Source organism: Streptomyces sp. NPDC020917, from assembly GCF_044333795.1.
In the GTDB taxonomy this organism is placed as follows: domain Bacteria; phylum Actinomycetota; class Actinomycetes; order Streptomycetales; family Streptomycetaceae; genus Actinacidiphila.
In genome coordinates, this window is record NZ_JBIRRR010000004.1 from 452,306 (window position 1) to 476,869 (window position 24,564).

General features: G+C 73.0%; 24 protein-coding genes and 2 pseudogenes. 23 read left to right on the forward strand and 3 right to left on the reverse strand.

The window, feature by feature from the left end; translation table 11 throughout:
* Positions 1-26: 26 nt before the first annotated feature.
* The 5 genes from ACH4TG_RS11870 to ACH4TG_RS11890 all read left to right on the forward strand — a co-directional run bounded on the left by ACH4TG_RS11870 (position 27) and on the right by ACH4TG_RS11890 (position 6,388).
* Positions 27-1,370 carry an ammonium transporter gene (locus ACH4TG_RS11870; protein ID WP_398242031.1) on the forward strand — a complete coding sequence of 448 codons (1,344 nt, stop codon included), beginning with the start codon at positions 27-29 and terminating at the stop codon, positions 1,368-1,370.
* Entirely contained in the window at positions 1,367-1,705 is a 339-nt protein-coding gene (locus ACH4TG_RS11875) for a P-II family nitrogen regulator (RefSeq protein ID WP_398242032.1), read from the forward strand. Before ACH4TG_RS11870 ends, ACH4TG_RS11875 begins: the two co-directional genes overlap by 4 nt.
* 93 nt (positions 1,706-1,798) lie before the next feature.
* Positions 1,799-4,237: a [protein-PII] uridylyltransferase gene (locus ACH4TG_RS11880; protein WP_398242033.1), complete on the forward strand. Its 2,439-nt coding sequence runs from the start codon at positions 1,799-1,801 to the stop codon at positions 4,235-4,237.
* Positions 4,238-4,322: 85 nt separating this feature from the next.
* Positions 4,323-5,873 (forward strand): signal recognition particle protein, encoded by a 1,551-nt coding sequence (gene ffh / locus ACH4TG_RS11885; protein ID WP_398242034.1) that lies wholly within the window; start codon positions 4,323-4,325, stop codon positions 5,871-5,873.
* Entirely contained in the window at positions 5,873-6,388 is a 516-nt protein-coding gene (locus ACH4TG_RS11890) for a GNAT family N-acetyltransferase (RefSeq protein ID WP_398242035.1), read from the forward strand. The genes ffh and ACH4TG_RS11890 overlap by 1 nt, the downstream gene beginning before the upstream one ends.
* Before the next feature lie 27 nt (positions 6,389-6,415).
* Here ACH4TG_RS11890 and ACH4TG_RS11895 read toward each other — a convergent pair whose 3' ends face one another.
* Positions 6,416-7,009 (reverse strand): DUF402 domain-containing protein, encoded by a 594-nt coding sequence (locus ACH4TG_RS11895; protein ID WP_398242036.1) that lies wholly within the window; start codon positions 7,007-7,009, stop codon positions 6,416-6,418.
* Between the two features lie 52 nt (positions 7,010-7,061).
* On the reverse strand, positions 7,062-7,937 hold the full coding sequence (locus ACH4TG_RS11900; protein WP_398242037.1) for an SAM-dependent methyltransferase: 876 nt from the start codon (positions 7,935-7,937) through the stop codon (positions 7,062-7,064).
* A gap of 228 nt (positions 7,938-8,165) precedes the next feature.
* On the opposite strand from ACH4TG_RS11900, the gene proS reads away from it, so the two are divergent.
* The 17 genes and pseudogenes from proS to ACH4TG_RS11985 all read left to right on the forward strand — a co-directional run bounded on the left by proS (position 8,166) and on the right by ACH4TG_RS11985 (position 22,713).
* Entirely contained in the window at positions 8,166-9,578 is a 1,413-nt protein-coding gene (gene proS / locus ACH4TG_RS11905; protein ID WP_398242038.1) for a proline--tRNA ligase, read from the forward strand.
* A gap of 233 nt (positions 9,579-9,811) precedes the next feature.
* Positions 9,812-10,402, forward strand: a complete 591-nt coding sequence (locus ACH4TG_RS11910) for a hypothetical protein (protein WP_398242039.1) — start codon at positions 9,812-9,814, stop codon at positions 10,400-10,402.
* A 212-nt stretch (positions 10,403-10,614) separates the two neighbouring features.
* A complete protein-coding gene (gene rpsP, locus ACH4TG_RS11915; protein ID WP_398242040.1) occupies positions 10,615-11,064 on the forward strand; it encodes a 30S ribosomal protein S16 in 450 nt (149 codons plus the stop codon).
* A 2-nt stretch (positions 11,065-11,066) separates the two neighbouring features.
* The gene (locus ACH4TG_RS11920) at positions 11,067-11,306 is read left to right on the forward strand and encodes an RNA-binding protein (protein ID WP_398242041.1); all 240 of its coding nucleotides are present in this window, start codon (positions 11,067-11,069) and stop codon (positions 11,304-11,306) included.
* Between the two features lie 131 nt (positions 11,307-11,437).
* Positions 11,438-12,028: a ribosome maturation factor RimM gene (gene rimM / locus ACH4TG_RS11925; protein ID WP_398242042.1), complete on the forward strand. Its 591-nt coding sequence runs from the start codon at positions 11,438-11,440 to the stop codon at positions 12,026-12,028.
* A 1-nt stretch (position 12,029) separates the two neighbouring features.
* Positions 12,030-12,851 (forward strand): tRNA (guanosine(37)-N1)-methyltransferase TrmD, encoded by an 822-nt coding sequence (gene trmD, locus ACH4TG_RS11930; protein ID WP_398242043.1) that lies wholly within the window; start codon positions 12,030-12,032, stop codon positions 12,849-12,851.
* Between the two features lie 133 nt (positions 12,852-12,984).
* A complete protein-coding gene (rplS, locus tag ACH4TG_RS11935) occupies positions 12,985-13,335 on the forward strand; it encodes a 50S ribosomal protein L19 (RefSeq protein ID WP_398242044.1) in 351 nt (116 codons plus the stop codon).
* A 46-nt stretch (positions 13,336-13,381) separates the two neighbouring features.
* Positions 13,382-14,098 carry a signal peptidase I gene (gene lepB, locus ACH4TG_RS11940; protein ID WP_398242045.1) on the forward strand — a complete coding sequence of 239 codons (717 nt, stop codon included), beginning with the start codon at positions 13,382-13,384 and terminating at the stop codon, positions 14,096-14,098.
* Positions 14,091-14,804: pseudogene (gene lepB / locus ACH4TG_RS11945) on the forward strand (signal peptidase I); the annotation flags it as partial. The gene lepB (ACH4TG_RS11940) and the pseudogene lepB (ACH4TG_RS11945), both read left to right, overlap by 8 nt.
* 679 nt (positions 14,805-15,483) lie before the next feature.
* Positions 15,484-16,356 (forward strand): signal peptidase I, encoded by an 873-nt coding sequence (gene lepB, locus ACH4TG_RS11950; protein ID WP_398242141.1) that lies wholly within the window; start codon positions 15,484-15,486, stop codon positions 16,354-16,356.
* Positions 16,357-16,390: 34 nt separating this feature from the next.
* Entirely contained in the window at positions 16,391-17,131 is a 741-nt protein-coding gene (lepB, locus tag ACH4TG_RS11955) for a signal peptidase I (RefSeq protein WP_398242046.1), read from the forward strand.
* A 76-nt stretch (positions 17,132-17,207) separates the two neighbouring features.
* Positions 17,208-17,534 (forward strand): DUF2469 domain-containing protein, encoded by a 327-nt coding sequence (locus ACH4TG_RS11960; RefSeq protein ID WP_109452549.1) that lies wholly within the window; start codon positions 17,208-17,210, stop codon positions 17,532-17,534.
* Positions 17,535-17,646: 112 nt separating this feature from the next.
* The gene (locus ACH4TG_RS11965; protein ID WP_398242047.1) at positions 17,647-18,009 is read left to right on the forward strand and encodes a YraN family protein; all 363 of its coding nucleotides are present in this window, start codon (positions 17,647-17,649) and stop codon (positions 18,007-18,009) included.
* Positions 18,009-19,634: a YifB family Mg chelatase-like AAA ATPase gene (locus ACH4TG_RS11970; protein WP_398242048.1), complete on the forward strand. Its 1,626-nt coding sequence runs from the start codon at positions 18,009-18,011 to the stop codon at positions 19,632-19,634. Before ACH4TG_RS11965 ends, ACH4TG_RS11970 begins: the two co-directional genes overlap by 1 nt.
* Positions 19,631-20,923: a DNA-processing protein DprA gene (dprA, locus tag ACH4TG_RS11975; RefSeq protein ID WP_398242049.1), complete on the forward strand. Its 1,293-nt coding sequence runs from the start codon at positions 19,631-19,633 to the stop codon at positions 20,921-20,923. The genes ACH4TG_RS11970 and dprA overlap by 4 nt, the downstream gene beginning before the upstream one ends.
* Positions 20,924-21,243: 320 nt before the next feature.
* Complete coding sequence (whiG, locus tag ACH4TG_RS11980; protein ID WP_398242050.1) at positions 21,244-22,077, forward strand: RNA polymerase sigma factor WhiG; 834 nt, start codon at positions 21,244-21,246, stop codon at positions 22,075-22,077.
* 72 nt (positions 22,078-22,149) lie between these two features.
* Entirely contained in the window at positions 22,150-22,713 is a 564-nt protein-coding gene (locus ACH4TG_RS11985) for a TetR/AcrR family transcriptional regulator (protein ID WP_398242142.1), read from the forward strand.
* A 149-nt stretch (positions 22,714-22,862) separates the two neighbouring features.
* Here the strand turns inward: ACH4TG_RS11985 and ACH4TG_RS11990 are convergent.
* Positions 22,863-23,348, reverse strand: a pseudogene (locus ACH4TG_RS11990) (peptidoglycan DD-metalloendopeptidase family protein); the annotation flags it as partial.
* Between the two features lie 267 nt (positions 23,349-23,615).
* Between ACH4TG_RS11990 and rpsB the strand changes: the two are divergent.
* Positions 23,616-24,530, forward strand: a complete 915-nt coding sequence (rpsB, locus tag ACH4TG_RS11995; protein WP_398242051.1) for a 30S ribosomal protein S2 — start codon at positions 23,616-23,618, stop codon at positions 24,528-24,530.
* Positions 24,531-24,564: the final 34 nt, after the last annotated feature.

A 24,564-nucleotide genomic window follows, 5' to 3' on the forward strand; every position in this document is an offset into this window, starting at 1 on the left:
GCCGTCCGGATGACGAGGAGACGCCGATGGCACCAGCCATCACGACGCTGGCCGCGGATGCGCCCAAGCTCGACACTGGAAGTACGGCGTTCATGCTGATCAGCGCCGCCCTGGTGATGGTGATGACCCCCGGTCTCGCCTTCTTCTACGGCGGCATGGTGCGTGTCAAGAGCGCCTTGAACATGCTGATGATGAGCTTCATCAGCCTCGGCATCATCACCGTCCTGTGGACGCTGTACGGATTCAGTTTCGCCTTCGACTCCGGCTCCGGATTCATGGGCGGAACCCACTGGTTCGGGATGCGCCACATAGGGATCTCCGAACTCTGGCCCGGATACGGAATTCCCGTCTACGTATTCGCGGTCTTCCAGCTGATGTTCGCGATCATCACCCCCGCCCTGATCAGCGGCGCCCTCGCCGACCGGGTGAAGTTCACCGCCTGGGCGCTGTTCATCACCCTGTGGGCGACGGTGGTGTACTTCCCCGTCGCGCACTGGGTCTGGGCGTCCGACGGCTGGTTGTTCAAGAAGGGCGTCATCGACTTCGCCGGCGGCACCGCGGTGCACATCAACGCCGGCGCCGCGGCACTCGGCGTGATCCTGGTCATCGGCAAGCGGCACGGCTTCAAGCGCGACCCGATGCGGCCGCACAACCTGCCCCTGGTCATGCTCGGCTGCGGCCTGCTGTGGTTCGGCTGGTTCGGCTTCAACGCCGGCTCCTGGCTGGGCTCCGACGGCGTCGCCGCGGTCGCCTTCACCAACACCCAGGTCGCCACCGCGACCGCCATGCTCGGCTGGCTGATCTACGAGCGGCTGCGGCACGGCTCCTTCACCACCCTGGGCGCCGCCTCCGGCGCGGTCTCCGGCCTGGTCGCCATCACCCCCGCGTGCGGCTCGGTCTCCCCGCTCGGCGCCATCCTGCTCGGTCTGGTCACCGGCGTGATCTGCGCCGCCGCGGTGGGCCTGAAGTACCGGTTCAACTACGACGACTCGCTCGACGTCGTCGGCGTCCACATGGTCGGCGGCATCGTCGGCTCGCTGTCCATCGGCTTCCTGGCCACCGGCGGCGTCGGCCAGACCGCCAAGGGCCTGTTCTACGGCGGCGGCTGGCACCAACTGGGACTGCAGTTCATCGGTGTCGGCGCGGTGCTCGGCTACTCCCTGGTGTGCGCGACGATCCTCGCCAAGGTCGTCGACCTGGTGATGGGCTTCCGGGTCACCGAGGACGAGGAGATCACCGGCGTGGACCAGGTCCTGCACGCCGAGACCGCTTACGACTTCGCCGGTGTGGGCGGGGCGCGCAGCGCCGCCGACGCGACCGGCTCCCGCAGTGAGGCGTCCGCCTCCACGGCCAAGAAGGTGGACGCGTGAAGCTCATCACCGCCGTCGTGAAGCCGCACCGGCTCGACGAGATCAAGGAAGCCCTGCAGGCCTTCGGCGTCAACGGCCTCACCGTCACCGAGGCCAGCGGCTACGGCCGCCAGCGCGGCCACACCGAGGTCTACCGGGGCGCGGAGTACACCGTCGACCTCGTGCCCAAGGTCCGGATCGAGGTCCTGGTCGAGGACGCGGACGCCGACCAGCTCATCGAGGTCGTCGTGAAGGCCGCCAGGACGGGCAAGATCGGAGACGGAAAGGTGTGGAGCCTGCCGGTCGAGACGGCCGTCCGGGTCCGTACCGGAGAGCGCGGTCCCGACGCGCTGTGAGCCCGCGCCGGCCGCCCGCGCCCGTACCGGGCCGGGCCGGCCGGCCCGGACGCGTCGGTTCCTGACCCCCATCCACCCAGTGCTGGAGACCCAGTGACCGACAGCGTCGATGCGCAGGACGGCAGTTACGCGGCGGCCCGGCTCCGCCTCCTGACCGAGGAGGCGGTGTCCGGGCCGCCGCGCCGTGCGGCCCTGGCCGGCCTGACCGACCGGTGGCTGGCCTCGCTGGCCGGCGCCGCGGCCGACTCCGCGGGCGCGGACTCCGGCGGCTGGGCGCTGCTGGCGGTCGGCGGGTACGGGCGCGGCGAGCTGTCCCCGCGCAGCGACCTCGACCTGGTCCTGCTGCACGACGGCGCCGGCCCGGTCGCCGCGCTCGCCGACCGCATCTGGTACCCGGTGTGGGACCAGGGCCTGGCCCTGGACCACTCGGTGCGCACCCCGGCCGAGGCGCAGAAGACCGCGGGCGAGGACCTCAAGGTCCAGCTCGGCCTGCTCGACGCCCGCCACGTCGCCGGCGACGCCGCGATGACGTCCGCCCTGCGCAGCGCCGTCCTCGCCGACTGGCGCAACCAGGCCCCCACCCGGCTGCCGGCCCTGCACGAGATGTGCCAGGACCGTGCCGAACGCCAGGGCGAACTGTCCTACCTGCTCGAACCCGACCTGAAGGAAGCCCGCGGCGGGCTGCGGGACGCCACCGCGCTGCGCGCCGTCGCCGCCTCCTGGCTCGCCGACGCCCCCCGCGAGGGCCTGGAGCAGGCCCGCACCGGACTGCTGGACGCCCGCGACGCCCTGCACCTGGTGACCGGCCGTGCCACCGACCGCCTCGCGCTCCAGGAGCAGGACCAGGTCGCCACCGCCCTCGGCGTGCTCGACGCCGACACCCTGCTGCGCCAGGTCTACGAGTCCGCCCGCCGCATCGCCTATGCCTCCGACGTCACCTGGCGGGAGGTCGCCCGGGTGCTGCGCGCCCGCAGGAACCGGCCTCGCCGCCGCGGGCTGCTGGGCCTCGGCCGCACCCCCCTGCCGCAGTCCGCGCCCGAGCGGGTGCCGCTCGCCGAGGGCGTCGTCGAGCAGGAGGGCGAGGCGGTGCTCGCCCTCACCGCCCGGCCCGAACGCGACGCGGTGCTGCCGCTGCGCGCCGCCGCCGCGGCCGCCCAGGCCGGGCTGCCGCTGTCGCTGCACGCGGTGCGGCGGCTGGCCGCGGCCGCGGCGCCGCTGCCCGTGCCGTGGCCCCCGGAGGCCCGCGAGTGCCTGCTGGCGCTGCTCGGCTCCGGCGAGGCCACCGTGCCGGTCTGGGAGGCGCTGGAGGCCGAGGGGCTGGTCACCCGGCTGCTGCCGGACTGGGAGCGGGTCCGCTGCCGCCCGCAGCGCAACGCCGTGCACCGCTTCACCGTCGACCGGCACCTGGTCGAGACCGCGGTGCAGGCCGCCTCGCTCACCCGCCGCGTCGGCCGGCCCGACCTGCTGCTGACCGCCGCGCTGCTGCACGACATCGGCAAGGGCTGGCCGGGCGACCACAGCGAGGCCGGCGAGGTCATCGTCCGCGACGTCGCCGCCCGGATCGGCTTCGGCCGCGCCGACACCGACACCCTGGCCGTCCTGGTCCGCCACCACCTGCTGCTCATCGACACCGCCACCCGGCGCGACCTGGACGACCCCGAGACCATCCGCACCGTGGCCGCCGCCGTCCGCGACACCGCCACGCTGGAACTGCTGGCCGCCCTCACCGAGGCCGACGCGCTGGCCACCGGGCCGGCCGCCTGGAGCACCTGGCGGGCCTCGCTGCTCGCCGACCTCGTCGACCGGGTCGCCGGCGCCCTCGACACCGGCGAGCTGCCCGACAGCACCGACCGCGACCCCACCGCCGAGGAGGAGCGGCTGGCCGTCGAGGCCGCCCGCACCCGCGGCCCCGTCCTGGCGCTGCACGCCCGCACCGAGCCCGACGCCGAGGGCGCCGAGCCGGCCCCGGCGCTCGGCGTGGAGCTGCTGCTCGCGGTGCCCGACCGGCCCGGCCTGGTCGCCCAGGCGGCCGGCGTGCTGGCCCTGCACCGGCTGACCGTCCGCGCCGCCGACCTGACCTCCTTCGACCCGATCGGGGAGGGCCAGGTGGCGCTGCTGGGCTGGCAGGTCTCCGCGGAGTACGGGGCCCTGCCCGAGACCGCCCGGCTGCGCGCCGACCTGGCCAGGGCCTTCGACGGCACCCTGGACATCGAGGCGCGGCTGGCCGAGCGGGAGGCGGCCTACCCGCGGCGCCGCGGCATCACCGCCCCGCCGCCCCGGGTGACGGTCGCCCCCGGCCACACCTCGCACACCGCGACGGTGCTGGAGGTCAGGGCGCACGACGCCCCCGGCCTGCTGCACCGCATCGGCCTGGCGCTGGCCGCGACCGGCGTGACCGTGCGCTCGGCCCGCATCTCCACGCTGGGCGCGGACGCGGTGGACGCCTTCTACGTCGTCGGCAAGGACGGCGGGGCGCTGCCCGCGGCGCGGGCAGCGGAGGTGGCGCGGCAGGTGGAGGCGGCGCTGAGGTGAACCCTGGGTGCAGACCGCACCGGGACCGGCCCAGTACCCTGGGAGCCGATACTTCCCACTCCCGACGCGAGGATCCGCGACCGACGTGTTCGACACCCTCTCCGACCGCCTTGCAGCCACCTTCAAGAACCTCCGGGGCAAGGGCCGTCTCTCCGAGGCGGACATCGACGCCACCGCGCGCGACATCCGTATCGCGCTGCTGGAAGCCGACGTCGCGCTGCCCGCGGTCCGCGCGTTCATCAAGCAGGTCAAGGAACGCGCGCTCGGCGCCGAGGTGTCGCAGGCGCTGAACCCCGCGCAGCAGGTCATCAAGATCGTCAACGAGGAACTGATCACCATCCTCGGCGGGGACACCCGCCGGCTGCGGTTCGCCAAGCAGCCGCCCACGGTGATCATGCTCGCCGGCCTCCAGGGCGCCGGTAAGACCACCCTCGCCGGCAAGCTCGGCCAGTGGCTGCAGAAGCAGGGCCACACCCCGCTGCTCGTCGCCTGCGACCTGCAGCGCCCCAACGCCGTCAACCAGCTCAGCGTGGTCGCCGAGCGGGCCGGCGTCGCGGTCTTCGCCCCCGAGCCGGGCAACGGCGTGGGCGACCCGGTCAAGGTCGCGCAGGACTCGCTGGAGTACGCCAAGTCCCAGCAGTACGACATCGTCGTCGTCGACACCGCCGGCCGCCTCGGCATCGACCAGGAGATGATGCAGCAGGCCGCGGACATCCGCGACGCGGTCCACCCCGACGAGATCCTGTTCGTCGTCGACGCGATGATCGGCCAGGACGCGGTGAACACCGCGGAGGCCTTCCGCGACGGCGTCGGCTTCGACGGCGTGGTGCTCTCCAAGCTCGACGGCGACGCCCGCGGCGGTGCCGCGCTGTCCATCGCGCACGTCACCGGCAAGCAGATCATGTTCGCGTCGAACGGCGAGAAGCTCGACGACTTCGACGCGTTCCACCCGGACCGGATGGCGTCCCGGATCCTCGGCATGGGCGACATGCTCTCGCTCATCGAGAAGGCCGAGCAGACCTTCAGCCAGGCCGAGGCCGAGAAGATGGCCGCCAATCTGGCCAAGGGCCCCAAGGAGTTCACCCTCGACGACTTCCTCCAGCAGATGGAGCAGGTCAGGAAGATGGGCTCGCTGTCCAAGCTGCTCGGCATGCTGCCGGGCATGGGCCAGATCAAGGACCAGATCAACAACCTCGACGAGCGCGACGTCGACCGCACCGCGGCCATCATCAAGTCGATGACGCCCGGCGAGCGCGCCGACCCGCACATCATCAACGGCTCCCGCCGGGCCCGTATCGCCAAGGGCTCGGGCGTGGAGGTCAGCGCGGTCAAGAGCCTGGTCGAGCGGTTCTTCGACGCCCGCAAGATGATGTCGCGGATGGCGCAGGGCGGCGGCATGCCCGGGATGCCGGGCATGCCCGGCATGGGCGGCGGCCCCGGCCGGCAGAAGAAGCAGCAGAAGCAGGCCAAGGGCAAGCGCCAGTCCGGCAACCCGATGAAGCGCAAGGCGGACGCCGCGGCCGCGGCCGCCCGCCGCGAGCAGCAGGCACAGGGCCCGGGACAGGACGGCAACGCCTTCGGCATGCCCCCCGAGGACTTCGAACTGCCCGACGAGTTCAAGAAGTTCATGGACTGATGCGGGTCTCGATCCGGGCACCCAGGCCCGAGGACGACGCCGCCCACCGCGCCGCGATCCTGCGCTCCGTGGACCACCTCAGCCCGTGGAACCCCGTCGACCCCGACGGGTTCTACGAACTGCTCCGCCGCCAGGGCCCCGACCTGCAGACGTACCTCATCTTCAACGAGGAGGACGGCGGCCTGGTCGGCAAGTGCAACGTCGCCAACATCGTGCGCGCCCGCTTCCGCAACGCTGCGCTGGGGTACGACAGTTACCTGCCCTACAACGGCACCGGCCGGATGACCGAGGGCATGCGGCAGGTGGTGGACCGATGCTTCAGCAGCTGGCCGGACGGCCTCGGGCTGCACCGGCTGGAGATCAACGTCCAGCCGGACAACAGCCGTTCCATAGCGATGGCCAAGCGCCTGGGCTTCCGCCACGAGGGCTTCTCGCCGCGGATGCTCTACATCAACGACGCCTGGCGCGACCACGAGCGGTTCGCGCTGACCGCCGAGGAGTGGCCGGGCCTGTAGGCCGCAGCGGCACGGCGGCCGCCCGGGTCAGCCCTGGGCGGCCAGCAGCGCCGGGAATCCGCCCCGGTGCGCCAGCTCCTCCAGCTCGTCCAGCGCCCGTGCTGCCCGGCCGGCGGCCCGCGGATCGCGCTCGGCGAGACCGCTCGCGGCGAACTCGTCCTCGTCCAGCCGCAGTACGGCGCTGCCGTCCGCCGACAGCCACAGGTCCAGATCCAGGTCCTCCGAGACCAGCGCGCCGTCCTCGGTCGCCAGGACCGGGCGCGTGATGTCGCAGTACCAGCCCTTGAGGCCGCCCTGCGCGTCCCGCACCTCCTTCACCGCGAACCACCGGTCGCGCCAGTAGTGCTCGGTGAACACGTCGCCGGGCTCGAACCGCACGAACCCGAAGTCCCGTGTCGTCGGCAGCGACCACGGGGCCCGGACGGTCACCCGCACCCCGTCGTCGCTCAGCACCGTCGCGTCGTAGCGGACCTTCTCGCGGCCGGCCTTGACCAGCCGCACGGACGTGACGGCGCCGGGGGACAGGACGGTGGACGCGGGACCGGGCACGGAGCCCGGCCCGGACGGGGATTCCGACGGAGAGTCGGAATCGGCACCGGACGGGGAGGACGACTCGGACATGGAGCCAGCCTCGCGCACCCCCCGCCCCGCGGCCACCGGGTTTCGGCTTCACTCAGACCCGCGCCACCACGTAACGGAAGACGTTCTCCATCCGGACCGAGCCGTCCGCGCGACGGTAGGGGTGCAGGGCCTCGGCGATCTCCTTGTCCACCTGCTGCTGGTCGGTGGCCGCCACCGCCGCGTCGAACAACCCGGTCGACAGCAGCCCGCGGACCGCGCTGTCCAGATCCGGATAGCCGAACGGGCACGCCACCCGCCCCGAACCGTCCGGCCGCAGACCCGCCTCGCGGGCCAGGTCCTCCAGGTCGTCCCGGCCGCTGAGCCGCATCCCGTAACCGAACGAGGCCGGGCCGCGCGGCTCCGCGAGGCGCTCCGCGACCCGCAGCACCCGCGAGGCCGAACAGCGCTCCGGCGGGCCCCAGCCGGCCAGCACCACCGCGCTGCCGCGCCGCGCACCGGCGACCACCGCGGCCAGCGCGGGCCGCAGTTCGGCAGCCGGCTCCGCCGGGTCGAACGCGGTGACGACATCGAAACCGTCGTGCCCGTCGGGACCCCCGCCGTCACCTCCGCCGCCACCACCAGCGGCCGTCGGCGGGCTCCCGCCCGGGAAGCCGGCCAGCAGGCTCGTCCCGGGGGCCGGCCGTGCGCGGCGCCCCCACCCCGGCTCCGGCCGGAACCGGCGGCGGGCCAGCGCCAGCCGGTGCGCGTCGGACTCGCACCCCGTCACGGCCGCGCCGCGCGCCGCCGCCAGCAGCAGCGCCAGCCCCGATCCGCAGCCGAGGCCCAGCAGCCGGGTTCCCGTGCCGACCTCGAGGCGGTCGTACACGGTCTCGTACAGGGGAACGAGCATCCGTTCCTGGATTTCCGCCCAGTCCCGCGCCCTGCCCTCCGCACCGGGCCGGGATCCGCGATAGAGCGTAGGTGCCATGGAAGCCCCAATCAGCCGCGATCGAGCGTCTTGCCGTGCGCCGTGCCCCCCGTGATCCTTTTCGGGGACTTTCCGGCGAAGTGCCGCCGGTGGCCCCGAAAGCCAGACAACTGCCGATTCGCCGCCGCGTCCAGGGTCTGGATGGGGCGTTCTTGTTAACTTCCGGCTACCGACAGGTACCACCGGCCGATTCACGCTCCGGCGGTGCCGGGCCGTACCATCGCCTCCATGGCTAAGGCTCCCGTTCTCACCCCCCAGGCGGACGACTTCCCGCGCTGGTACCAGGACCTGATCAACAAGGCCGAACTGGCCGACAACGGCCCGGTGCGCGGCACCATGGTCATCCGGCCGTACGGCTACGGCCTGTGGGAGCGGATGCAGCAGGACATGGACGCGCGGATCAAGGCGGCCGGCGTGCAGAACGCCTACTTCCCCCTCTTCATCCCGCAGTCCTACCTGACCAAGGAGGCCGAGCACGTCGAGGGCTTCGCCCCCGAGCTGGCGGTCGTCACGCACGCCGGCGGCAAGGACCTCGACGAGCCGATCGTCGTCCGGCCCACCTCCGAGACGATCATCAACGAGTACTTCTCCAAGTGGGTGCAGAGCTACCGCGACCTGCCCCTGCTGATCAACCAGTGGGCGAACGTGGTGCGTTGGGAGCTGCGTCCGCGGCTGTTCCTGCGCACCACCGAGTTCCTGTGGCAGGAGGGGCACACCGCCCACGCCACCCGGGCCGACGCGCAGGAGTTCGCCTCCCGCATCCAGCGCGACGTCTACGCCGACTTCATGGAGAACGTCCTGGCGATGGACGTGGTCCTGGGCCGCAAGACGGTCAAGGAGCGCTTCGCCGGCGCGATCAACACCCTCACCCTGGAAGGGATGATGGGCGACGGCAAGGCGCTGCAGCTGGGCACCAGCCACGAGCTGGGCCAGAACTTCGCCAAGGCGTTCCAGACCCAGTACCTGTCCAAGGACGGCAACCAGGAGTTCGTCTGGCAGACCTCCTGGGGCAGCACCACCCGCATGATCGGCGCCCTGGTGATGATGCACGGCGACGACAACGGCCTGCGCGTCCCGCCGCGCCTGGCGCACGTCCAGGTCGTGGTGCTCGCGATCAAGGACGACGAGGCGGTCGTGGCCAAGGTGCGCGAGATCGGCGCCAAGCTGGGCGCGGCCGGGCTGCGGGTCGTCGTGGACGACCGCACCGACACCCCGTTCGGCCGGCGCGCGGTGGACTGGGAGCTCAAGGGCGTGCCGCTGCGCGTCGAGGTCGGCCCGCGCGACCTGGAGGCCGGCACCGCGATGCTGGCCCGCCGCATCCCCGGCGGCAAGGAGCCGGTGGCGCTGGACAGCCTGGACACCCTGCTGCCGAAGGTGCTGGAGGAGGACCAGGCGCGGCTGCTGCAGGAGGCCCGGGAGCGCCGGATCGCCAGGACCGTGGACGTCGCCACCATCGACGAGGCGGCCGAGGCCGCGGCCACCGGCTGGGCCCGCATCCCGTGGGCCGACCTCGGCCCCGAGGGCGAGGCCAAGCTCGCCGAGCAGGGCGTGTCGGTGCGCTGCCTGGTCGCCGCGGACGGCTCCGTGCCCACCGCGGACGACGAGCCGGGCACCGTGGCGATCGTGGCCCGGGCGTACTGACGCTCCGCAAATCGTCCGGCCGGGCGTGGTGACGTCCGGAAAAAACACGGGACATCCTGCCTTGGGGCGGGTGCTGCAGGCTTCTCCGGATCCGCCGGTCTTCTCCGGCTTCTCCGGGGTCCTCCGCACCCGCCCTCGGTCATGCACCATCATCCGGAACTGACCGATCAGTGCAAATTAATTGGACTGGCCCGGAATCGGAACACCAGGGCGGTCCGGCTCGTTGATACGGCGTGAGCACGACACCACCTGTCCTCGCCGCCGAGCTGGCAGTCGCCTGGGCCGACATTCAACGGCACCACCCCGAGCTGCCCGATCTGGCCGCCCCCGAGTCCCTGATCGGAGAGTCGTCGTCCGCCTGCGGCACGGAGCTCTCCTTCGAAAGGCTGCTGCACGAGGCCGTGCACGGCATCGCCGCCGCCCGCGGCATCCGTGACACCTCGCGCGCCGGCCGCTACCACAACCGCCGCTTCCTCGCGATCGCCGACGAGATGGGCCTCGACCACGCCGAGGAGCCGCACCCCAGCAGCGGGTTCTCCCTGGTGGTCATGCGGCCCGACACCCGCAAGCGATATCGGGTGACCATCGAACGGCTGCAGCGCGCCCTGAAGGCGCACACCGTGGCCACCACCGCCGACACCACCCGCGCCTTCCGCGGGCCGGCCGCCCGCCACGGCTCCTCCGGCGGAGGCGTGCGCGTCAAGGCGGTCTGCGACTGCGGGCGCAACGTCCGGGTCGTCCCCTCCGTGCTGGCCCAGGCGCCGATCATGTGCGGCGCGTGCGGGCAGCCCTTCCGCATCCCGGAGATCGTGGGGGCCGCGTGACGGTCCTGTGGACCGGGAGTGGAGCCGTGCCGATCCCCGGCCGGGGTGCATGACACCCGGCCGGGTGTGGCAGAATGTTCAGCTGAGAACTCGACAGCCGTGCAGGACCCCTCTCTCCTTCGGCTGACGCGTCCACCGGGCGCCCGATTCCCACCACCCCACGTGGCATTTCGCCGCGCCCAAACACGTCAACACCAGGAGAACCCACTCCCGTGGCAGTCAAGATCAAGCTGAAGCGTCTGGGCAAGATCCGTTCGCCTCACTACCGCATCGTCGTCGCCGACTCCCGCACCCGCCGTGACGGCCGGGCGATCGAGGAGATCGGCCTGTACCACCCGGTGCAGAACCCGTCGCGCATCGAGGTCGACTCGGAGCGTGCGCAGTACTGGCTCTCCGTCGGCGCGCAGCCGACCGAGCCCGTGCTCGCCATCCTGAAGCTGACCGGCGACTGGCAGAAGTACAAGGGTGAGCCCGCCCCGGCCCCGCTGCTCGTCGCCGAGCCGAAGGCCGACAAGCGCGCCCTGTTCGAGGCCGCCGCCAAGGACACCGCCGACCAGCCGAAGGGTGAGGCGATCACCCCGAAGGCGAAGAAGGCGGACAAGGCCGAGAAGAAGGCCGACGACGCCGAGGCTGCCGCCCCGGCCGAGTCCACCGAGGCCTGAGCATGCTCGAGGAGGCCCTTGAGCACCTCGTGAAGGGCATCGTCGACAACCCCGACGATGTGCAGGTCGGCATGCGCAACCTGCGCCGCGGCAGCGTGCTGGAGGTCCGGGTGCACCCCGACGACCTCGGCAAGGTGATCGGCCGCAACGGCCGCACCGCCCGTGCGCTGCGCACCGTCGTGGGTGCCCTGGGCGGTCGAGGCGTACGCGTCGACCTCGTCGACGTGGACCAGGTCCACTGACGGACCCGGCCGGCGCTCGGCACATGTGAACACCGGCACGGGCCGGGGGTGGCAAGTCCGCCCCCGGCCCGTGCTTTTCGCCGGGATCAGCCGGCGTGATCCCGCAGCATCCGAAGGAGCAGGAGTCTCCCGTGCAGCTCGTAGTCGGCCGGATCGGCCGCGCCCACGGCATCAAGGGCGAGGTCAGCGTCGAGGTGCGCACCGACGAACCGGAGCTGCGGCTCGCGCCCGGCGCGGTGCTCGCCACCGACCCGGCGTCCACCGGCCCGCTCACCATCGCCACCGGGCGGGTGCACAGCGGCCGGCTGATGCTGCGCTTCGAGGGGGTCAGCGACCGCACCGGCGCCGAGGCGCTGCGCAACACCCTGCTCATCGCCGAGGTCGACCCGGAGGAACGGCCGGACGACCCCGAGGAGTTCTACGACCACCAGCTGATCGACCTGGACGTGGTGACCCGCGACGGGCGCACGGTCGGCCGGATCGCCGAGATCACGCACCTGCCGTACCAGGACCTGCTGGTCGTGACCCGGCCCGAGGGCGGCGAGGTGCTCATCCCGTTCGTCACCGAGATCGTCCCGGAGATCGACCTGGACGAGCAGCGCGCGGTGGTCGACCCGCCGCCCGGGCTGCTGGACGACGGCGAGGCCGAGGTGGCGGGCAGCCGCGATGCCGGCAGCGAGCAGGCCGGGGAGTCCGGCAGCGCGCCGGCCGGGGACGCCTGACATGCGGATCGACGTCGTCACCATCTTCCCCGAGTACCTCGAACCGCTGAACGTCTCGCTCGTCGGCAAGGCCCGGGCCGCGGGACGGCTCGACGTACGCGTCCACGACCTGCGCGGCTGGGCCCACGACCGGCACAACACCGTCGACGACACCCCGTACGGCGGCGGCCCCGGGATGGTCATGATGACCGGGCCGTGGGGCGAGGCGCTGGATACGACCCTCGCCGACGGGTACGAGGCCGGCGCGTCCCAGCCAGCCCTGGTGGTGCCCACGCCCAGCGGCCGGCCCTTCACCCAGGAGCTGGCCGGTGAACTCGCACGCCGCCCCTGGCTGATCTTCGCCCCTGCCCGCTACGAGGGCATCGACAGCCGCGTCACCGCCGAGTACGCCACCCGGCTGCCGGTCTACGAGGTGTCCATCGGCGACTACGTGCTCGCCGGCGGCGAGGCCGCGGTCCTGGTCGTCACCGAGGCCGTCGCGCGGCTGCTGCCGGGCGTGCTGGGCAACGCGCAGTCGCACGCCGACGACTCCTTCGCGCCCGGCGCCATGGCCGACCTGTTGGAGGGCCCGGTGTTCACCAAGCCCCCGCAGTGGCGCGGCCGCGGCATCCCCGACGTGCTGCTCAGCGGCCACCACGGCAAGATCGCCCGCTGGCGCCGCGACGAGGCGCTGCGCCGTACCGCCGCCCACCGGCCCGACCTGCTGGAGCGCGCCGACCCCGCCGCGTTCGACAAGAAGGACCGGGAGATGCTCAGCATCCTCGGCTGGCAGCCCGGCCCCGACGGCCGATTTGGGCGGAACCCCGACGCCGTGGAAGAATGAGCGGCTGCTGCCTGTGCGGCGCGCGCCCCTGCCACAGGGGGAACGACGCCCGCCGCACCCGGACGGCACCCCAACCGACGAACGACCGACGTTCCGTCGATGACCTGTGGCATCGGCGAGGAAGCAGAACACCGTGACCAACCTGATCGAGGGCGTCAACAGCGCGTCCGTGCGCTCCGACATCCCGGCCTTCCGCCCGGGCGACACCGTCAACGTCCACGTGCGCGTCATCGAGGGCAACCGCTCCCGTGTGCAGCAGTTCAAGGGCGTCGTCATCCGCCGCCAGGGCGCGGGCGTCAGCGAGACCTTCACGGTCCGCAAGGTCAGCTTCTCCGTCGGCGTCGAGCGCACCTTCCCGGTGCACACCCCGATCGTCGAGAAGATCGAGGTCGTGACCCGCGGTGACGTGCGGCGCGCCAAGCTGTACTACCTGCGCGAGCTGCGCGGCAAGGCGGCGAAGATCAAGGAGAAGCGCGAGAACTGAGCGCTTGACCTGTCCTTGGCGCAGGCCGGATAAGCTTGCCGCCGCAATGGACAGCGAAGCAGTGGCATCGGGACGCGACCGCTCCCTCCCCGCCGACGAGGCGGAACCGGAGGAGCGGTCGCGTTCCGTCGTCCGGTGGTCGAACGTCGCGCACTGGTGGTCGGAGTGGCGGCGCACCGTCCTGCTCGCCCTCGGCTGCACGGCGGCCCTGCTCCTGGTCAGCAACTTCGTGGTGGAGCCGTTCGAGGTGCCGAGCGGATCCATGGAGAGCACCCTGCGGGTCGGCGACCGGGTGCTGGTGAACAAGCTCGCCTACCGCTTCGGCGGCACCCCGCGCCGCGGTGACGTCATCGTCTTCGACGGCAAGGACTCCTTCTCGACCAGCGGCGGGACGGACTACGTGAAGCGCGTGATCGGCGTCGGCGGCGACCGTGTCACCTGCTGCGACGCCCAGGGCCGGCTCATGATCAACGGTCACCCGATCGACGAGCCGTATGTCCACCCGGGCGACCTGCCGTCCCGGGTACCGTTCGACATCGAGGTCCCGGAGGGAAGGCTGTGGGTGATGGGTGACCACCGCGACGACTCCCGCGACTCCCGTGACCACCTCGGCGATCCCGGCGGCGGCACCGTGCCCGTCGGCAAGGTGATCGGCCGCGCCGACTGGATCGCCTGGCCGATCGGCCACTGGACCCGGCTGCACCGCCCCGCCGACTTCGCCGCCGTGCCGGCCCCGCAGCCCTCGGCCGGCCGGCATGGGTAACCGGGGCAAACCGCGCAACGGACACCACACGTCGGCTCCCGCCGCGGCCTCCGAGAGCGCCGAGCCCTCCGACGCCCCGCAGGCGCCGCCGCTGCGCACCGGCAGCAGCCGGGTCGAGCGCCGCAAGCTCGCCCGCAAGGTGCAGCGCAAGCGCCGCCGCTCGCTGGCCAGGGAGGTGCCGCTACTGGTGCTGGTGGCCCTGGTCATCGCGCTGGTGCTCAAGACCTTCCTGCTCCAGGCGTTCGTCATCCCCTCGGGGTCGATGGAGCAGACCATCCAGATCGGCGACCGGGTGCTCGTCGACAAGTTCACCCCGTGGTTCGGCGCGCATCCGCACCGCGGCGACGTCGTGGTCTTCAAGGACCCCGGCGGCTGGCTCAGCGGCGAGCCCAAGCCCAAGTCCGACCCGGTGGTCATCAAGCAGGTGAAGCAGTTCTTCACCTTCATCGGGCTGCTGCCGGCCTCCGGCGAGCAGGACCTGATCAAGCGGGTCATCGGCGTCGGCGGCGACACCGTCGCCTGCTGCGACAAGGGCGGCCACCTCACCGTCAACGGCACGCCGCTGACGGAGCCTTACGTGTACGACGGGAACCCGCCGTCGATGATCAAGTTCTCCATCACCATCCCCGAGGGACGCCTGTGGGTGATGGGGGACCACCGCTCGGACTCCGCGGACTCGCGCTACCACGAGCAGGAACCGGGCGGCGGCACGATCCCGGAGAGCCTGGTCGTCGGCCGGGCCTTCGTGATCGCCTGGCCGCTGGACCACTGGCGCCGCCTGCAGGAACCGGGCACGTACGCTTCGGTGCCGGGCCCGACGGCCGCCGGGACGACCGCGGCGGGCCCCGGACCGCCCGCGGATCCGGGCAGGAACGGCACGACTGGCACGACAATGGGCACAGGTACGCCCACTAGGGTGGCCTCGGCCAACAACGGTCAAAGGATGAACCAGCTGCCGACTCCTGCGGAACTCCCGATCGTTATGGGAGTGGTGGGCCTGCGCCGGAAACGGGGCAGGCGGAGGTCTGGTGTGAGGAGTGGATGTGGGGGACCTGGTGGTCGGAGCGCGGTCTGGATCCGGCGAGCCCGAGAAGGAGGAAGCCAAGGTGCCCCCGGTCGACAACGCGGATTCCGACGGCATCGTCCCCGGTCCCGGAGGGGAAGCCGCGCACGGCGCGGCTCCCGGTTACGAGCCGCCGGCCGGCAACGGCCTGGCGCAGGGCAACGGCCTCCCGCTGCGCGGCGGCGTGCAGCCCGGCAACGGGGCGCCGCCCGCCAACGGCGCCGCCCAGGGCAACGGACTGGCGCCCGGCAGCGGCCTGCAGAACGGCAACGGTCTGCCGAACGCCGGCGGCCTTCCTCCGGAGCCGGCGCCCGGCCTCGCGATGGCCGGCGCCCACCGCGCCGGTACCGGCGGCCCCGCGGTCCCGCCCGGCGCCGACAAGGACGTCGACGGCGACCGTCCCGCACCGAGCTCCGGCAGCAAGCAGCGGTCGTTCTGGAAGGAGCTGCCGCTGCTCATCGGCATCGCCCTGGTGCTGGCGCTGCTGATCAAGACGTTCCTCGTCCAGGCGTTCTCCATCCCCTCGGACTCGATGCAGAACACCCTGCAGCGCGGGGACCGGGTGCTGGTCGACAAGCTCACCCCGTGGTTCGGCTCCACTCCCAGCCGCGGGGAGGTCGTCGTCTTCCACGACCCGGGCGGCTGGCTGCCGGAGAACCCGCCGGCCAGCAGCAACCCCCTGGTCCGCGGGATCCAGACGGGACTCAGCTTCATCGGCCTGATGCCGTCCGCGGACGAGAAGGACCTGATCAAGCGGGTGATCGGGGTCGGCGGCGACACCGTGGCGTGCACCGGCAGCGGTCCGGTCACCGTCAACGGCAAGGCGCTCAACGAGCCGTACGTGTTCCCCGGCAACACGCCGTGCACCCCCGGGATGCCGTTCAAGGTCACCGTGCCCAAGGGCCACATCTGGGTGATGGGCGACCACCGCCAGGACTCGCTGGACTCGCGCTTCCACACCAAGGAAGCCGGCCACGGCTTCGTGCCGAACAGCGACGTCGTCGGCCGCGCCGTCGTGGTCGCCTGGCCGATCAACCGCTGGGACTGGCTGTCCATCCCGTCCACGTTCTCGCAGCCGGGGATCAACGCGGCCGGGACCGCGGTGCCGGCCGCGGTGGGGCTGGCGGGCGCGCTGCCGCTGGTCCTGGTGCGCAGGAGGCGGCTGTTGCGTGACAACCCGCCTGAGAAGGGCTGACCGCGGCTCGTACCGCCCGGTAGGGTTCGGCTCCATGAGCGCCACGACGACCAGCGGCTCCGCCGCGATACGCAGGGACCGCGCGGGCCGGTCCGGACGAATGGTGTCCGGGCTGGCCATCGCCCTCGGCTGCGTGCTGTTCCTCGGTGGATTCGGCTGGGCGGCCCTGACGTACCGCCCGTACACCGTGCCGACCGGTTCCATGCAGCCGACCGTGCACCCCGGCGACAAGGTGCTCGCGCAGAAGGTCTCCGGCTCGGACGTGCACCGCGGCGACGTGGTGGTCTTCAAGGACAAGCTGTGGGGCAACGCGCCCCTGGTCAAGCGGGTGGTCGCGGTCGGCGGCGACGTCGTCGTCTGCTGCGACAAGCAGGGCCGGATGACGGTCGACGGCAAGCCGGTCGACGAGAGTTACGTGCGCGGCGGCGGCCCGGCCTCGCTCGACGCGTTCCACACGACGGTGCCGAAGGGCGAGCTGTTCATGCTCGGCGACAACCGGTCGATCTCCGAGGACTCGCGCGTGCACCTGGACGACGCCCAGGGCGGCTCGGTGCCCGCGAGCGACGTGAAGGGCCGGGTGGACGCCCTGGCGTGGCCGCCGGGCCACATGGGCATGCTCCCCACGACCTCGGCCTTCGACGCGCTGGCCGGTGGCGGCCAGTCGCCGCAGGGCCCGCTGCGCTGGATCGTCTTCATGGTCATCGCCGGTGCCGCCCTGATCCTGGGCGGTGCGGCGTACGAGCCGGTGGCGAAGCTGGTGACGCGGCGGCGGTGACCACGTCGAACTTCACCTCCTTCGTGAGACCGTGTGACGCACAATGGGGGCACGTACGGCTGAAGGGGAACATGCCATGAGCGCCGAGGACCTCGAAAAATACGAGACCGAGATGGAGCTGAAGCTCTACCGGGAGTATCGGGACGTCGTCGGCCTGTTCAAGTACGTGATCGAGACCGAACGGCGTTTCTACCTCACCAACGACTACGAGATGCAGGTGCACTCGGTGCAGGGTGAGGTGTTCTTCGAGGTGTCCATGGCCGACGCGTGGGTGTGGGACATGTACCGGCCGGCCCGCTTCGTCAAGCAGGTCCGGGTGCTCACGTTCAAGGACGTGAACATCGAGGAGCTGAACAAGTCCGATCTCGATCTGCCGTCGGACGACTCCGGCTTCAACGGCTGAGCCGGGCCCGCCACAGTTATCCACAGGGCCGCTTTCAAGATCATCGCCGCGGGATCCCCCTCTGTCACAGTGAGATCACTGGATTTCACCGTGAGTGACAGAGGGGGTTCCCATGAACGCACGAGGCGCGCTGGGCCGCTACGGCGAGGACGTCGCCGCGCGGACGCTGGTGGAGGCCGGGCTCGACGTCCTGGCCAGGAACTGGCGGTGCGGGCGGCGGGGCGAGGTCGACATCCTGGCGGTCGACGGCGACGCCCTGGTGGTCTGCGAGGTCAAGACACGCCGTGAGGGCGTCTTCCAGGCGCCCATGGCCGCCCTGACGGCCGCCAAGGTGGCCAGGCTGCGCTCGCTGGCCGAACGCTGGGCGGCCGAGCACGGCGGCGCACCGCCGGGCGGCGTCCGCATCGACCTGGTCGGCGTCACCCTGCCCGCCCGCGGCGCCGCCCGCGTCGAGCACGCCAGGGGGGTGGCGTGATGGGCTTCGCCCGCACCTGCTCGGTCGCCCTGGTCGGTGTGGAGGGCGTCGTGGTCGAGGTCCAGGCCGACCTGGAACCGGGAGTGGCCGCCTTCGCCCTGGTCGGCCTCCCCGACAAGAGCCTCACCGAGAGCCGCGACCGGGTCCGCGCCGCCATCGTCAACAGCGGCGAGACCTGGCCGCAGAAGAAGCTCACCGTCGGGCTCAGCCCCGCCTCCGTCCCCAAGGGAGGCTCCGGCTTCGACCTCGCGGTGGCCTGCGCCGTGCTCGCCGCCAACGACCGGATCGCGCCGTCCTCCATCGCCGACCTGATGATGATCGGCGAGCTGGGCCTGGACGGCCGGGTGCGCCCGGTCCGCGGCGTGCTGCCGGCGGTGCTGGCCGCCGCCGACGCCGGCTACCGGCACGTCGTCGTACCCGAGCGCACCACCGCTGAAGCCTCGCTGGTGCCCGGAGTCTCCGTCCTGGGGATCCGCTCGCTGCGCCAGCTCATCGCGGTCCTCAACGACGAACCCGTGCCCGAGGAGGAGGAGCCGCGGGCGGACCCGGAAGGCCGGCCCGACCCCATGCTGGCCGGGCTCACCATGCCGGGCGGCTTCGGCGGCGGGCTGGCCAGCAGCCTCGGCGGCGGCACGGCAGCGGTGGACCGCCCCGACCTGGCCGACGTCGCCGGCCAGCCCACCGCCCGGCTGGCCCTGGAAGCAGCCGCGGCCGGCGGACACCACCTGTACCTCAAGGGGCCGCCCGGCGCGGGCAAGACCATGCTGGCCGAGCGCCTGCCGGGCATCCTGCCGCCGCTCACCCGGCAGGAGTCCCTGGAGGTCACCGCGGTCCACTCGGTCGCCGGGATCCTGCCGCCTGGACGCCCGCTGGTCGACACCCCGCCCTACTGCGCCCCGCACCACTCCGCGACCATGCCCTCGCTCGTCGGCGGCGGCAGCGGGCTGCCCCGCCCCGGAGCGGTCTCGCTGGCTCACCGGGGCGTGCTGTTCCTGGACGAGGCGCCGGAGTTCAGCGTCCGCTCGCTGGACGCCCTGCGGCAGCCGCTGGAGTCCGGGCACGTGGTCGTCGCCCGCACCGCGGGCGTGATGCGGCTCCCGGCCCGCTTCATGCTGGTGCTGGCCGCCAACCCCTGCCCGTGCGGCCGCTTCTCGCTCCTCGGCGGCTGCGACTGCTCACCCACCTCGGTGCGCCGCTACCAGGCGCGGCTGTCCGGGCCGCTGCTCGACCGGGTCGATCTGCGGGTCGAGGTGGACGCGGTCAGCCGCGCCGAGCTGATCGGCCACGGCCGGGGCGAGTCCACCGCGGACGTCGCGGCCCGGGTGCTGGAGGCCCGTGACCGCGCCGCCGCCCGCTACCAGGACACGCCCTGGCGGATGAACAGCGAGGTCCCCGGCCACGAGATCCGCACCCGCTGGCACGTCGCCCCCGGCGCCCTGCACGCCGCCGAACGCGACATGGAACGCGGCCTGCTCACCGCCCGCGGACTCGACCGGGTGCTGCGCGTCTCCTGGACGCTCGCCGACCTCGCCGGCCACCCGCGCCCCGACCCCGGCGACGTCCTGCAGGCCCTCCAGCTCCGCAGCGGCTTCAGCCGCGGCGCGGCCCTGGCCGGCACCCCGTGACCGCCGGGCGGACCGGCCCGCCGCGGACCCCGTCCCCGGGCGGGAGCGACCAGGGGCAGGCACCGGCCGGGCCCGGGGCCGTCGAGGAGGAGCTGAGGCGCTACTACGCCTCCGGCGGGGGCGCGGGACGGGACGGGCTGGACGCGGCGGCCGGCTGGCCCGAGCGGCTCGCACGGGTCTCCCTGACCCGGATCGCGGACCCCGGGGACACGGTGATGGGGCGCGCCGTGCGCGAGCTGGGCGCGGAGGAGGCGCTGCGGGCGGCCGGCGCGGGCCGGCGGCTGCCGGCGGCGAGCCCGCGGCGGACCGAGGGCTACCGGCTGCGCGCCCCGCGTGCCGACCCCCTGGCGGACCTGGCGGCGGCGCTGCGGGCCGGGAGCCGCTTCGTGTGCCCGGGCGACGGCGACTGGCCGGCCCAGCTCGACGACCTCGGCGACGAGCGTCCCTACGGGCTGTGGGTGCGCGGCGGGCCCTCGCTGCGGCTGTGGGCGCTGCGCTCGGTCGCCGTGGTCGGCGCCCGCGCCTGCACCGACTACGGCGTGCACATGGCCGTACGGCTGGGCTCGGGCCTGGCCGCCGCCGGCTGGGCCGTGGTCTCCGGCGCCGCCTACGGGGTGGACGGCGCGGTCCACCGCGCCGCCCTGGCCGCCGGCGGGGCCACCATCGGCGTGGTGGCCAGCGGGGTCGACGTGCCCTACCCGCCGGGCAACGCCCCCCTGATCGGCGCCATCGCCGAACACGGCCTGCTGATCGGCGAGTTGCCACCCGGCGAGCACCCCACCCGCAGCCGGTTCGTGCTCCGCAACCGGGTCATCGCCGCACTGACCCGCGGCACCGTGGTGGTCGAGGCCCGCTACCGCAGCGGTTCGCTGATCACCGCCCGCCGGGCCGCGGCGCTCGGCCGGATCACCATGGGGGTTCCCGGGCCGTGCACCAGCGGGCTGTCCGAAGGGGTGCACGAGCTCCTCCGCAAGGAGGCCGTGGTGGTCACCGACGCGGCCGAAGTGGTGGAGATGGTGGGCGAGATCGGCGCGGATCTCGCCCCGGCCCGCCGCGGTCACGCGCTGCCCCGCGACCGCCTCGGCGCGGCGGCCGCGCAGGTGCTGGACGCGCTGCCCGCCCGCGGGGAAGCCGCGGTCGAGGCCGTCGCCGCCGCCGCGGGAGCCGGCGTCCCCGACACGCTGGGACGACTGCACGAATTGCGGGCCCTGGGCTTCGTCGAACGCACGGACGCCGGATGGATGTTGGTCCGTACCGATCACGACGGGCGGTCGGGGCGGATCGGTTGACGCTATGGACACACCATCAGGTGACAGGAAAACGCCGTGACCTGGGGTGATCACAGGACCTGCGAGAACGCCCGCGCAGGACCCGCATCATGGCGCACACGACCGCCCCTTCACCCCCACCGGGGAACCGCCACCGGGCCTGTCCGGCCCGTACCCGCAGAGGAACGTATCTGCGCATGTCCCAGACGGATGACGTAGCAGCCAGCGACGCCGCGGTCACGCTACGCTCGCGGAGGCTCGATTCCCCGGCCGACCCCACCAGCACGCGATCGACCCGCACACGATCGACCACGACACCCCAGAACGGCTCACCACGACGCATGCCCCAGTACACCCCCGGGACCGAAAGGGCGACGGCACCGACCGCCGCCCGCGCCACCGCTCGGCCCCCCGCCCCCACGTCCCTGGACGCGCTGTGGCGGACCTACAAGGCCACGGGGGACAAGCGGCTGCGCGAGCAGCTGATCCTGCACTACTCGCCGCTGGTGAAATATGTCGCGGGCCGGGTCAGCGTGGGCCTGCCGGCGAACGTGGAGCAGGCCGACTTCGTGTCCTCCGGGGTCTTCGGGCTGATCGACGCCATCGAGAAGTTCGACCCGGACCGCGCCATCAAGTTCGAGACCTACGCGATCACCCGGATCCGCGGCGCCATGATCGACGAGCTGCGCGCCCTCGACTGGATCCCGCGGTCGGTGCGGCAGAAGGCCCGCGCGGTGGAGCGCGCCTACGCCACCCTGGAGGCGACGCTGCGCCGCACCCCGAGCGAGCCCGAGGTCGCCGCCGAGATGGGCGTCCCGCTCGAGGAGCTCCACGGGGTGTTCAGCGCCCTGTCGCTGGCCAACGTGGTGGCCCTGGAGGAACTGCTGCACGTCGGTGTCGAGGGCGACCGGCTCAGCCTGGTCGACACGCTGGAGGACACCGGCGCCGACAACCCGGTCGAGGTGGCCGAGGACCGCGAGCTGCGCCGCCTGCTGGCCGGCGCGGTCAACACCCTGCCCGAGCGGGAGAAGACCGTGGTCACGCTCTACTACTACGAGGGCCTGACCCTCGCCGAGATCGGGCAGGTGCTCGGCGTCACCGAGAGCCGGGTCAGCCAGATCCACACCAAGTCCGTCCTCCAACTCCGGGCAAAGCTGGCAGACGTGGGCCGCTGAGCCGCCGGCGGGACCTTCTACAGTGGGGGGATGCCCAGGATTCGAGCGGCCTCGGTGGCCGAGCACCGGTCCATGCAGCGGCGCGCCCTGCTCGACGCCGCCCGCTCCCTGCTGACCGAGGGCGGCACCGACGCCCTCTCCTTCCCGGCGCTGGCCGAGCGCACCGGCCTGGCCCGGTCCTCGGTGTACGAGTACTTCCGCTCCCGCGCGGCGGTCGTCGAGGAGCTGTGCGCCGTCGACTTCCCGGTCTGGGCCGCCGAGGTCGAGGCCGCGATGCAGGCCGCGGAGACGCCCGCGGACAAGATCGAGGCGTATGTCCGCAGCCAGCTGACCCTGGTCGGCGACCGCCGGCACCGCGCCGTGGTGGCGATCTCCGCGGGCGAGCTGGAGGCCGGAGCCCGGGAGAAGATCCGCGCCGCGCACGGCGGCCTGGTCGCCATGGTCGTCGCCGCGCTGTCCTCCCTCGGCCACGCCGAGCCCCGGCTGACGGCCATGCTGCTGCAGGGCATCGTCGACGCCGCGGTCCGCCGCATCGAGCTGGGTGCCGCGGAGGACCCCGACGCCATCGTCGAGGCGGCCGTCGGCATCGCGCTGCACGGCGTCACCCGCCAGGGCGGTCCCGCACCGCGGGGATGACTCGCGGCGGCGGCCGCGGGCAGCGGGCCGGACAGCGGCAGCAGTCGCGACGGCCCCGAGCGGCGCAGCGCCGGAGGCAGCAGCGACAGCGGGTCCAGGTAGACGTCTCCGCGCAGCAGCCCCCAGTGCAGGCACGGCCCGGGACAGTGCGGAACCTCCCCGCCGAGCACCCCCACCCGCCGGCCAGCGGCCACCTCCGTGCCCACCGGCAGCTCCGCCCGCACTGGCTCGTAGGTGGTGCGCAGCCCGCCGGGCAGCGCCAGCACCACCACCGGCACCCCGGCCACGGCACCCGCGAACGCGACCCTGCCCGGAGCCGCCGCCCGCACCGCCGCACCGGGACCCGCCCTCAGGTCCACCCCGCGGTGCCCGGCCGCCCAGGGCGCGGCCGGCGGGTCGAACGCCCGGAGCACGGCCGGCCGCCCTCGCGCTCCCGGTCCCGCCACCGGCCAGCACCGCGCCCCCGGGCCGGGCGGCCCGGCGCAGCCCGCACCGGGTGCTTCGGCCCGGCCCGCAGCACCGGCCGCACCGCCGCCCGAGGCGCCGGCCCCACCGCCACCCGCCGTACCGCCCGGGCCCGCGGCCAGCAGTGCGGCCGTCACCACCGTCGTCCACCACATCGTCGTGAAGATCATGGATCCACGATGGACGACCGCGGGCCGCTCGCGATGATCTTGGTCGCCGGCCTGTGGAAAACCCGGTGGTCGCCCGGCGCTCCGCGGGTCCCGTACACTTTCTCTGGCGATCCGGGTCACCGGGTCGACTTCGCACGCCCCGCCACTCACCCCCGTCACAGGGGCGGTGGCCGCGCTCCTCGGTCCCTTGCGGCACGGCGCGTCGGGGCGTCAGGCGCGGCAGCCATCCGGAGGCCGCGATAACCGAGTACCTCAAGGAGTACGGCCATGGCCGTCGTCACGATGCGGGAGCTGCTGGAGAGCGGCGTCCACTTCGGGCACCAGACCCGCCGCTGGAACCCGAAGATGAAGCGCTTCATCTTCACCGAGCGCAACGGCATCTACATCATCGACCTGCTCCAGTCGCTGTCGTACATCGACCGCGCCTACGAGTTCGTCAAGGAGACCGTCGCGCACGGCGGCTCCATCATGTTCGTCGGCACGAAGAAGCAGGCGCAGGAGGCGATCGCCGAGCAGGCGTCCCGCGTCGGCATGCCCTACGTCAACCAGCGCTGGCTGGGCGGCATGCTCACCAACTTCTCGACCGTCTACAAGCGCCTCCAGCGCCTGAAGGAGCTCGAGGAGATCGACTTCGAGGACGTGGCCGCCTCCGGCCTCACCAAGAAGGAGCTCCTGGTCCTCTCCCGCGAGAAGGACAAGCTGGAGAAGACCCTCGGCGGCATCCGCGAGATGCAGAAGGTCCCCAGCGCCGTCTGGATCGTGGACACCAAGAAGGAGCACATCGCCGTCGGTGAGGCGCGCAAGCTCCGCATCCCGGTCGTCGCCATCCTCGACACCAACTGCGACCCCGACGAGGTCGACTACAAGATCCCGGGCAACGACGACGCGATCCGTTCCGTCACCCTGCTCACCCGCGTGATCGCCGACGCCGTCGCCGAGGGCCTGATCGCCCGCTCCGGCGCCGCGCTGAGCGACAAGAAGGCCGAGGGTGCGGCCGAGCCGCTCGCCGAGTGGGAGCGTGACCTGCTCGAGGGCGAGAAGAAGGCCGACTCCGAGGCGCCTGCCGCCGAGGCCGCTGCCGAGGCCCCGGCCGCTGACGCTCCGGCTGCTGACGCTCCGGCCGCCGACGCCCCGGCTGCGGACGCCCCGGCCGCCGGCGAGGGCGACGCCCCGCAGGCCTGACGCCTTCAGCAGTTCCACGCGTGACGACGGCGGG

Bases quoted from the DNA above. Each gene is read 5' to 3' on its own strand.
- proS (WP_398242038.1), top strand. From the start codon at position 8,166: ATGGCTAAGGCTCCCGTTCTCACCCCCCAGGCGGACGACTTCCCGCGC.
- ACH4TG_RS11920 (WP_398242041.1), top strand. From the start codon at position 11,067: ATGCTCGAGGAGGCCCTTGAGCACCTCGTGAAGGGCATCGTCGACAAC.
- ACH4TG_RS11900 (WP_398242037.1), bottom strand. From the start codon at position 7,937: ATGGCACCTACGCTCTATCGCGGATCCCGGCCCGGTGCGGAGGGCAGG.
- rpsB (WP_398242051.1), top strand. From the start codon at position 23,616: ATGGCCGTCGTCACGATGCGGGAGCTGCTGGAGAGCGGCGTCCACTTC.
- ACH4TG_RS11895 (WP_398242036.1), bottom strand. From the start codon at position 7,009: ATGTCCGAGTCGTCCTCCCCGTCCGGTGCCGATTCCGACTCTCCGTCG.
- ACH4TG_RS11870 (WP_398242031.1), top strand. From the start codon at position 27: ATGGCACCAGCCATCACGACGCTGGCCGCGGATGCGCCCAAGCTCGAC.
- trmD (WP_398242043.1), top strand. From the start codon at position 12,030: ATGCGGATCGACGTCGTCACCATCTTCCCCGAGTACCTCGAACCGCTG.
- ACH4TG_RS11970 (WP_398242048.1), top strand. From the start codon at position 18,009: ATGGGCTTCGCCCGCACCTGCTCGGTCGCCCTGGTCGGTGTGGAGGGC.
- ACH4TG_RS11965 (WP_398242047.1), top strand. From the start codon at position 17,647: ATGAACGCACGAGGCGCGCTGGGCCGCTACGGCGAGGACGTCGCCGCG.
- lepB (WP_398242141.1), top strand. From the start codon at position 15,484: ATGGCCGGCGCCCACCGCGCCGGTACCGGCGGCCCCGCGGTCCCGCCC.
- ACH4TG_RS11985 (WP_398242142.1), top strand. From the start codon at position 22,150: ATGCAGCGGCGCGCCCTGCTCGACGCCGCCCGCTCCCTGCTGACCGAG.
- ACH4TG_RS11960 (WP_109452549.1), top strand. From the start codon at position 17,208: ATGAGCGCCGAGGACCTCGAAAAATACGAGACCGAGATGGAGCTGAAG.
- lepB (WP_398242045.1), top strand. From the start codon at position 13,382: ATGGACAGCGAAGCAGTGGCATCGGGACGCGACCGCTCCCTCCCCGCC.
- lepB (WP_398242046.1), top strand. From the start codon at position 16,391: ATGAGCGCCACGACGACCAGCGGCTCCGCCGCGATACGCAGGGACCGC.
- whiG (WP_398242050.1), top strand. From the start codon at position 21,244: ATGCCCCAGTACACCCCCGGGACCGAAAGGGCGACGGCACCGACCGCC.
- ACH4TG_RS11890 (WP_398242035.1), top strand. From the start codon at position 5,873: ATGCGGGTCTCGATCCGGGCACCCAGGCCCGAGGACGACGCCGCCCAC.